A 7,698-nucleotide genomic window follows, 5' to 3' on the forward strand; every position below is an offset into this window, starting at 1 on the left:
CGCCTTTGGGGCGGCACCGCCATGCAGCGCCGCAAGGCGAGTCGGGGGCCGCGCCCCGTAAGGGGCGCGGGGAACTGCGCGACCAGCCACAGCCGACCTGCAGTCGACTTATCCGAAGCGACCCGAGATGTAGTCCTCGGTCGCCTGGACCGAGGGATTCGAAAAGATCCTCGCCGTCTCGTCGATCTCGACGAGACGGCCCGGCTGGCCCACGCCCGCCAGGTTGAAGAAGGCGGTGCGGTCCGAGACGCGGGCCGCCTGCTGCATGTTGTGGGTCACGATGACGATCGTGAACCGCTCCTTCAGCTCGCCTATGAGGTCCTCGATGGCGAGCGTCGAGATCGGGTCGAGCGCCGAGCAGGGCTCGTCCATCAGCAGGACCTGGGGCTCGACCGCGATGGCCCGCGCGATGCACAGCCGCTGCTGCTGGCCGCCGGAGAGGCCGGCGCCCGGCTTGTCGAGGCGGTCCTTGACCTCCTTCCAGAGGTTGGCGCCCTGCAGCGACTTCTCGACGACGGCGTCCAGCTCGGACTTGCGGACGCGGGTGCCGTTGAGGCGGAGGCCGGCGGCCACGTTCTCGTAGATGGACATGGTCGGGAAGGGGTTCGGCCGCTGGAAGACCATGCCGACCGTGCGGCGCACGGAGACGGGGTCGACGCCGGGGCCGTAGAGGTTCTCGTCGTCCAGCAGCACCTTGCCCTCGACGCGGCCGCCGGGGGTGACCTCGTGCATGCGGTTGAGGGTGCGCAGGAAGGTGGACTTGCCGCAGCCGGAGGGGCCGATGAAGGCGGTCACGGAGCGGGGCTCGACGGTCATGGAGATGTCGTCGATGGCCTTGTGGTTGCCGTAGTAGGCGGAGAGGCCGCTGACGTCGATTCGCTTGGCCATGGGGATCACTGCTTCTTTCGTTACCGATATCCGCGTCAGCGGGAGGACTTGGGGGCCTTCCAGCGGGCGATGCCGCGGGCCACCAGGTTGAGGATCATGACGAAGGCGATGAGGACCAGGGCCGCCGCCCAGGCGCGGTTGTAGCTGGCCTCGTTGCCGGCCGCCCACTGCTCGTAGATGTAGTACGGCAGGGAGGACTGGGCTCCGTCGAAGGGGTTGTTGTTGATGACCTGGGAGCCGAAGACCAGGAGGACGATCGGGGCGGTCTCGCCCGCGATGCGGGCGACGGCGAGCATCACGCCGGTGGCGATGCCGCCGAGGGCCGTGGGGAGGACGACCTTGAGGATCGTGCGCCACTTCGGCACGCCGAGGGCGAGCGAGGCCTCGCGCAGCTCGTTCGGCACGAGCTTGAGCATCTCCTCGGTGGAGCGGACGACGACCGGCATCATCAGGATCGCCAGGGCCATCGATCCGGCGAAGCCGGAGTAGCCGTTGTCGAGCATGATGATCCAGAAGCTCAGGATGAACAGGCCCGCGACGATGGACGGGATGCCCGTCATCACGTCGACGAAGAAGGTGACGGCCTTGGCCAGCCTGCCCCGCCCGTACTCCACCAGGTAGACCGCGGTGAGCAGGCCGATGGGGGCCGCGATGGCGGTGGCGATGCCGACCTGCTCCAGGGTGCCGATGATGGCGTGGTAGACGCCGCCGCCGGGCTGGATGGTGAGGACGCCGCCCATGGAGTGGGTGAGGAAGTCGACGTCCAGGACCTTTGCGCCGCGGGAGACGGTCTCCCAGACCAGGGAGACCAGCGGGACGACCGCGAGGACGAAGGAGACCCAGACGAGGCTGGTGGCCAGCCGGTCCTTGGCCTGCCGGCGGCCCTCGACGCGGGCGGCGAGGACGTACATCGCGGCGACGTAGAGGAGGGCGGCGATCAGGCCCCACTGCATGCGGCTGCTCAGTCCGGCGCCGAGGCCGATGCCGGTGCCGGCGGCGACCGCGGCGGCGGCGAGGGCGGCGGGGGTCCAGCGGGGGAGGCGCGGGTGGCGCAGGCTGTTCTTCGGGAACGCCTGCGGGGCGCCGTCCTCGGCGGTCAGCGTGGGGTCCATGGTCACTCCGCTCATGCCGAGTACTCCTTGCGGCGGGCGATGATCATCCGGGCCGCGCCGTTGACCAGCAGGGTGAGGACGAAGAGGACGAGACCGGAGGCGATCAGGGCGTCCTTGCCGAGCTCACCGGACTCCTTGAAGCTGCTGGCGATGTTCTGGGCGAACGTTCCGCCGCCCGGGTCCAGCAGGCTGGTGCTGATGGTGAAGCTGGGCGAGAGGACCGTCGCGACGGCCATCGTCTCGCCCAGCGCGCGGCCGAGGCCCAGCATCGACGCGCTGATGACGCCCGAGCGGCCGAAGGGCAGGACCGAGAGCCGGATGACCTCCCAGCGGGTGGCGCCGAGGGCGAGGGCGGCCTCCTCGTGCATCTTGGGGGCCTGGCGGAATACCTCGCGGCTGACGCTGGTGACGATCGGCAGGATCATGATCGCCAGCAGGATGCCGATGGTGAACAGCGAGCGGGCGGCGCCGTCGTGGTAGGCGAGGATCCCGGTCCAGCCGAGGTAGTCGTTGAACCAGCTGTAGAGCCCGCCCAGGTGCGGCACCAGGAAGAGGGCGCCCCACAGGCCGTAGACGATCGAGGGCACTGCGGCCAGCAGGTCGATGACGTACGACAGCGGGGTGGCCAGCTTGCGCGGTGCGTAGTGCGTGATGAACAGCGCGATGCCGATGGCGACCGGGACGGCGATGGCCATGGCGATCAGCGAGCTGACGATCGTGCCGAAGGCCAGAACCGCGATGCCGAAGACCGGCGGGTTGGCGTTGGCGTTCCACTCGAAGGTGGTGAAGAAATTGCCGTGGTCCTGGGAGAGGGCGTGAGCGGCCCGGACGGTGAGGAAGACCGCGATGGCGGCCATGATCACCAGGAGCAGGATCCCGGATCCCCGGGAGAGCGCGAGGAAGACGCGGTCACCGGCGCGGGCGGCCGCCTTGGCCGGTCGGCCGGCGTGGGCGGGGCCGTTGCCCGGTGTGGGCGGTGGGCTTGCTGTGGCGGGAGTTATGTCCATGAGGTTTCTCCGGTCTGCGGAGCCGGACCCGGTCGTGGGTCACGGTTCCTGGCGCGGCGGTGCACCGGATGGCGCGGCCGGCTCCCGGGTGAGGCGGGAGCCGGCCGCACCGGGTCAGGAGATGTTCGCGACGGTCTCGCGGACCTTCTTGGCGATCTCGGCGGGCAGCGGGGCGTAGCCGAGGTCCTTCAGCACGGACTGGCCGTCCTCGCTGGCGATGTAGGTGAGGAAGGACTTGGTCGCCGCGAGGGTCTCGGGCTTGTTGCCCTTGTCGCCGACGATCTCGTACGTCACCAGGGTGATCGGGTAGGCGCCCTCGGCCTTGGTGGTGTAGTTGAGCTGGAGCGCGAGGTCCTGGCCGGTGCCGGTGATCTTGGCCTCGGCGATCGCCTTGGAGGCGTTGTCCGAGGTGGCCTCGACCGGGGCGGCGGCGCCGGTGTTGAGCTTGACCGTCTTGATGGAGTTGGCGGTCGCGTAGGACAGCTCGAAGTAGGAGATGGCGCCCGAGGTCTGCTTGACCTGCGAGGAGACTCCGGCCGAACCGTCGGCCGACTGGCCGCCCTTGACCGGGAAGGCCTTGCCGGACTCGTGCGGCCAGGACGAGCCGGCCGCGGCCTTGAGGTACTTGGTGAAGTTGTCCGTGGTGCCCGACTCGTCGGAGCGGTGGAAGGCCTGGATCTTCAGGTCGGGGAGCTTGGCGTCCTTGTTGAGCTTGGCGATCGCCTCGTCGTTCCACTTCTCGATCTTGCCGTCGAAGATCTTGGCGAGGGTGTCGGCGTCGAGGACCAGGTTGTCCACGCCCGGCACGTTGTAGCCGATCGCGATCGGGCCGCCGACCATCGGGAGGTCGATGCCCTGGCCGCCCTTGACGACGCTCTTGGACTTCTCGGCCTCCTCCGGCTTGAGCGCCGAGTCGGAGCCCGCGAAGGCGGTCTTGCCCTGGAGGAACTCCTGGATGCCCGCGCCCGAACCGGTGGGCTTGTAGTTGATCTGAATGTTCTTGCAGGCCGCCGTGAAGTTCTTGACCCACAGGTCCATGGCGTTCTTCTGTGCGGACGAGCCCGAGGCGAGCAGCGAGCCCTGGCCGTCGCACTTGATGTTGCCGGCCGCCTTGGTGGAGTCGCCCCCACCGGTGGAACCGCCGCTGTTGTTGTCCGAGCCGCACGCCGTGAGGACCAGGGCGCCGGAGACGGCGATGGCGCCGAAGGCGACGGCGCGGAGCCGGTTCTTGCGCTGAAGCTTCACTGTTGGGGTGTTCCTTCCGGGAGCCGCCGCTGGGGCGGCGTGCGAGAGGTGTGTCGTGCTGTTCAGCCGTTCGATACGACCGAGCCGGGTGGAGGCCGTCCGGACGGTGTGGCTCTCTCACCCTCAGGGCCGAAATTAGGCAGATCAGGTGAAGCAGTCGATGGGTGCGAGTGAACGGAGGGTGAACCTCGGCCATCAGTGTGGTGGCCGGGGGCGCGGCTGGTTCCGCACGAAGTGTGACCCAGGTCTCTGTTCCAATCCAGGCGGGCATGGCACGATCCGAACTTCGAGTGACGCAGTGTCAGGCGCGGGGGCGGAGTCGCGGAGGTGTCCTGTGCGGGTTCCTGGACGACGGACGGGCGCTTCGGCGGGCCGCGGCAGGCGGGTCGCCACCGCCACCGCGCTCGTGTGCGCGGCGGGGACGCTCCTCGCGCTGGCCGCCCCCGGGGCGTACGCCGAGCCCGGCCCCCCGTCACCGTCCTCGTCCCCATCTCTGGAGGACGTCCACAAGCAGGTGGAGACCCTGTACCGGCAGGCCGAGGTGGCCACCGACGCCTACAACGCGGCGAGCGCGCAGCAGCGCCTCCAGGAGAAGAACGTCGCCGACATCGCCCGCGCCCTGACCGAGGCGCAGCAGCGCCTGGACCGGCTGAAGAACCAGGCCGGCGCCCTGGCCCGGGCCCAGTACCGCAACGGCGGGATGTCCCCGCAGGCCCAGCTGTTCTTCGCGCCCTCGCCCGGCGCCTTCTTCGACGGCGTCTCCCTGCTCCGCAAGGGCCAGCAGGCCACCCGCGACCTGATCGCCGAGCAGACCGCCGCCCGCGCCGAGCTCGACCGGTACGCCAAGGCCGCCGACGAGCGCCGGAAGCAGCTCGACGCCGACCGCCGGGAGAAGGAGGACGCGAAGAAGGAGATCGAGTCCCGCCTGTCGGCCGCCAGGGAGCTGGAGTCCCGGCTGCAGGAGAAGGAGCGGGAGCGGTTGCGGCAGCTGGAGGAGGAGCAGGCCCGGCAGGCGCAGGAGAAGTGGCTGGCCGGGCAGGGCGGCGTGCTCACGGGCTCCGGCGCGGCGAGCTCCGGGGGCCGGCAGGCCGTCGCTTTTGCGACAGCGCAGATCGGCAAGGACTACGTCTGGGGCGCCGAGGGCCCGGACACCTACGACTGTTCGGGCCTCACCCTCAAGGCCTGGGCCGCGGCCGGGCGCGCCATACCGCGCACCTCGCAGGAGCAGTGGCGGCAGCTGCCGCGGGTGGACGTCAAGGACATGCGCCCCGGCGACCTGATCATCTACTTCGCCGACGCCAGCCATGTGGGGATGTACGTGGGAGACGGCATGATCGTGCACGCGCCGCGGCCGGGGCGGCAGGTGACGACGACGGGCGCGGGCTCGATGCCGGTCCTCGGGGCGGTGCGGCCGGGCTAGGGCCTGTCCGACGGGTCGGCACGGTCCCGGCGCGCGGGCTCTGCACAGGTGACGCCCGCTTGTCGTCCGCTGCCGCCCGCCGCCGTCCGCGGAACGAGACGGAAGCCTGAGCAGACGCTCGTCCCACGTGACTCTGGTCATGTCATGTCCGCAACGTTATGCGGCCAAAAGGGCCCTTGGCATGGGCATATGACAGAGGCGGATGGCTCCGTACCATTCCGTTCGCCCGGGCCCTGGCGCTAGGGTCACGTTCGGTACCCGCCCGTCGGCGGAGCGCCGTGCCCGCGGGGGGAGAGAAGGAAACCGAGTGATGTCCGTACCCGCGCAAAGGCAGGCGGAGCCCTCCGTCGTGCTGCCCGAGGGCGGACTGACGCTGCTCGTGATCGAGGACGACCCCACGGGCTCGCTCTCGGTCCCCGCGATGGCGGAGACGACGTGCTCCGCGGGCCGCCCCGTCCGCATCCGTACCGCCCGCAACCTCACCGAGGCAGAGCGGCTGCTCACCGACGACGTCCACTGCATCCTGCTCGACCTGTCCCTGCCTGCCGTCGGTCTCCCCGAGGGCGTGGCCGTGGGCCCGCCCGAGGAACTGGCCACCCTGCGCCACGTGCTGCGCCTCGCCCCGCGCCAGGCCGTCCTGGCGCTGACCGCCGAGGCCGACGCCGAGCGCGCGGCCGAGGCCGTGCGGGTCGGCGCGCAGGACTACCTCTTCCGCGACGAGCTCGACGGCCGGGTGCTCAGCCGGGCCATCCGCTACGCCGTGGAGCGCAAGCGCGCGGACCTGGCACAGCGGCAGCTCACCGAGTCGCGGCTGCGCGCCCAGGAGAACGCCCGGCTGGAGCGCGGCCTGCTGCCGACCCCGCTGCTGGCGGGTTCCGACCTGCGGTTCGCCGCCCGCTACCGGCCCGGCCGCAGCCGGGCGCTGCTCGGCGGCGACTTCTACGACACGGTGCGCACGCCCGACGGCACCGTGCACGTGATGATCGGCGACGTCTGCGGCCACGGCCCGGACGAGGCCGCCCTCGGCGTCGAACTGCGCATAGCGTGGCGGGCGTTGACGTTCGCGGGGCTGTGCGGCGACGAGCTGCTCGGCACGCTCCAGCAGGTGCTGGAGCACGAGCGCGCCGACGAGGAGATCTTCGCGACGCTGTGCACCGTCGACATAGCGCCGGACGGGCGCTCGGCGGGCCTCTGCCTGGCCGGCCACCCGGCGCCGCTGCTGGTGCGTCCCGGCAGGGCCCCGGGCCTGCTGCCGCAGGAGGGCGGAGGCCCCGCGCTCGGCCTGCTCCCGCAGGCGCGCTGGCCGCACCTCCGGGTCGAACTCGGCGACGCCTGGAGCCTGTTGCTCTACACGGACGGCCTGATCGAGGGCAAGGTCGGCGCCGGGGCGCGGCGGCTGGGCCAGGAGGGCATGACCGAGCTGGTGACCCGCCAGGTCAAGGAAGGGCTGGCCGGCGAGGAACTGCTGGACGCGGTCGTCGCCGAGGTACGCGCCCTGAACGGCGAGGAGTTGACGGACGACCTGGCCGTGCTGCTCCTGGACCGGGGTTAGGGCCCGCACTGACCCATCGGACAGGCCCTAACGCCCGCCGTTGTAGGGCCCGTACGGCCCGTCCGAACTGGAGCCCCGGCGGCGGGGGCCGCGGCCGCCCGAGACCTGCCGGAGTGCCGGGCGCACGTCCACGAAGTAGACGATGGTGGCGATCAGTCCGAGGATCGGCAGGAAGGACATGACTCCGAGGAAGACGTTCACGGCCACCGCGATGCCGAGAATGAGCAGCCAGAAGCCCTTGCTCTGCTTGTCGGCCGCGCGATAGGCGTCCTCACGGCGCACCACGGCGTCGAGGAACGCGACCACCGTGAAGACGAGCAGGCCGAGCGAGACCCAGCCCAAGATCTGTTGGAATCCTTCGACGAGCATGCCGCCACCTCCGTACGATCCACCGTACAGGCTTCGGCAGCCCCAGCAGCCGAAGGGACGGCGCGGGTGAGATTCCTGCCGGACGCGGAGCAGAAGGAGTTCGGG

7 protein-coding genes are annotated in these 7,698 nt (G+C 70.7%); 2 read left to right on the forward strand and 5 right to left on the reverse strand.

Annotated elements, in window-relative coordinates; all coding sequences use genetic code 11:
* Window positions 1–108: 108 nt before the first annotated feature.
* The 4 genes from pstB to pstS form a co-directional block, all read right to left on the reverse strand.
* The gene (pstB, locus tag ACWD4B_RS34430) at window positions 109–888 is read right to left on the reverse strand and encodes a phosphate ABC transporter ATP-binding protein PstB (protein WP_390781711.1); all 780 of its coding nucleotides are present in this window, start codon (window positions 886–888) and stop codon (window positions 109–111) included.
* Between the two features lie 35 nt (window positions 889–923).
* Complete coding sequence (pstA, locus tag ACWD4B_RS34435) at window positions 924–2,015, reverse strand: phosphate ABC transporter permease PstA (RefSeq protein ID WP_451424465.1); 1,092 nt, start codon at window positions 2,013–2,015, stop codon at window positions 924–926.
* On the reverse strand, window positions 2,012–3,007 hold the full coding sequence (gene pstC, locus ACWD4B_RS34440) for a phosphate ABC transporter permease subunit PstC (protein ID WP_451424466.1): 996 nt from the start codon (window positions 3,005–3,007) through the stop codon (window positions 2,012–2,014). Before pstC ends, pstA begins: the two co-directional genes overlap by 4 nt.
* 114 nt (window positions 3,008–3,121) lie before the next feature.
* On the reverse strand, window positions 3,122–4,252 hold the full coding sequence (pstS, locus tag ACWD4B_RS34445) for a phosphate ABC transporter substrate-binding protein PstS (RefSeq protein ID WP_336415386.1): 1,131 nt from the start codon (window positions 4,250–4,252) through the stop codon (window positions 3,122–3,124).
* A gap of 334 nt (window positions 4,253–4,586) precedes the next feature.
* Between pstS and ACWD4B_RS34450 the strand changes: the two genes are divergently transcribed.
* Both ACWD4B_RS34450 and ACWD4B_RS34455 read left to right on the forward strand, forming a co-directional pair.
* A complete protein-coding gene (locus ACWD4B_RS34450) occupies window positions 4,587–5,672 on the forward strand; it encodes an NlpC/P60 family protein (protein WP_451424467.1) in 1,086 nt (361 codons plus the stop codon).
* 310 nt (window positions 5,673–5,982) lie between these two features.
* Complete coding sequence (locus ACWD4B_RS34455) at window positions 5,983–7,224, forward strand: PP2C family protein-serine/threonine phosphatase (RefSeq protein ID WP_451424468.1); 1,242 nt, start codon at window positions 5,983–5,985, stop codon at window positions 7,222–7,224.
* A gap of 27 nt (window positions 7,225–7,251) precedes the next feature.
* Here the strand turns inward: ACWD4B_RS34455 and ACWD4B_RS34460 are convergent, their stop codons facing one another.
* Complete coding sequence (locus tag ACWD4B_RS34460) at window positions 7,252–7,593, reverse strand: DUF2516 family protein (protein ID WP_336415383.1); 342 nt, start codon at window positions 7,591–7,593, stop codon at window positions 7,252–7,254.
* Between the last annotated feature and the right edge of the window lie 105 nt (window positions 7,594–7,698).

The sequence above is a fragment of the Streptomyces sp. NPDC002536 genome, from assembly GCF_053594995.1.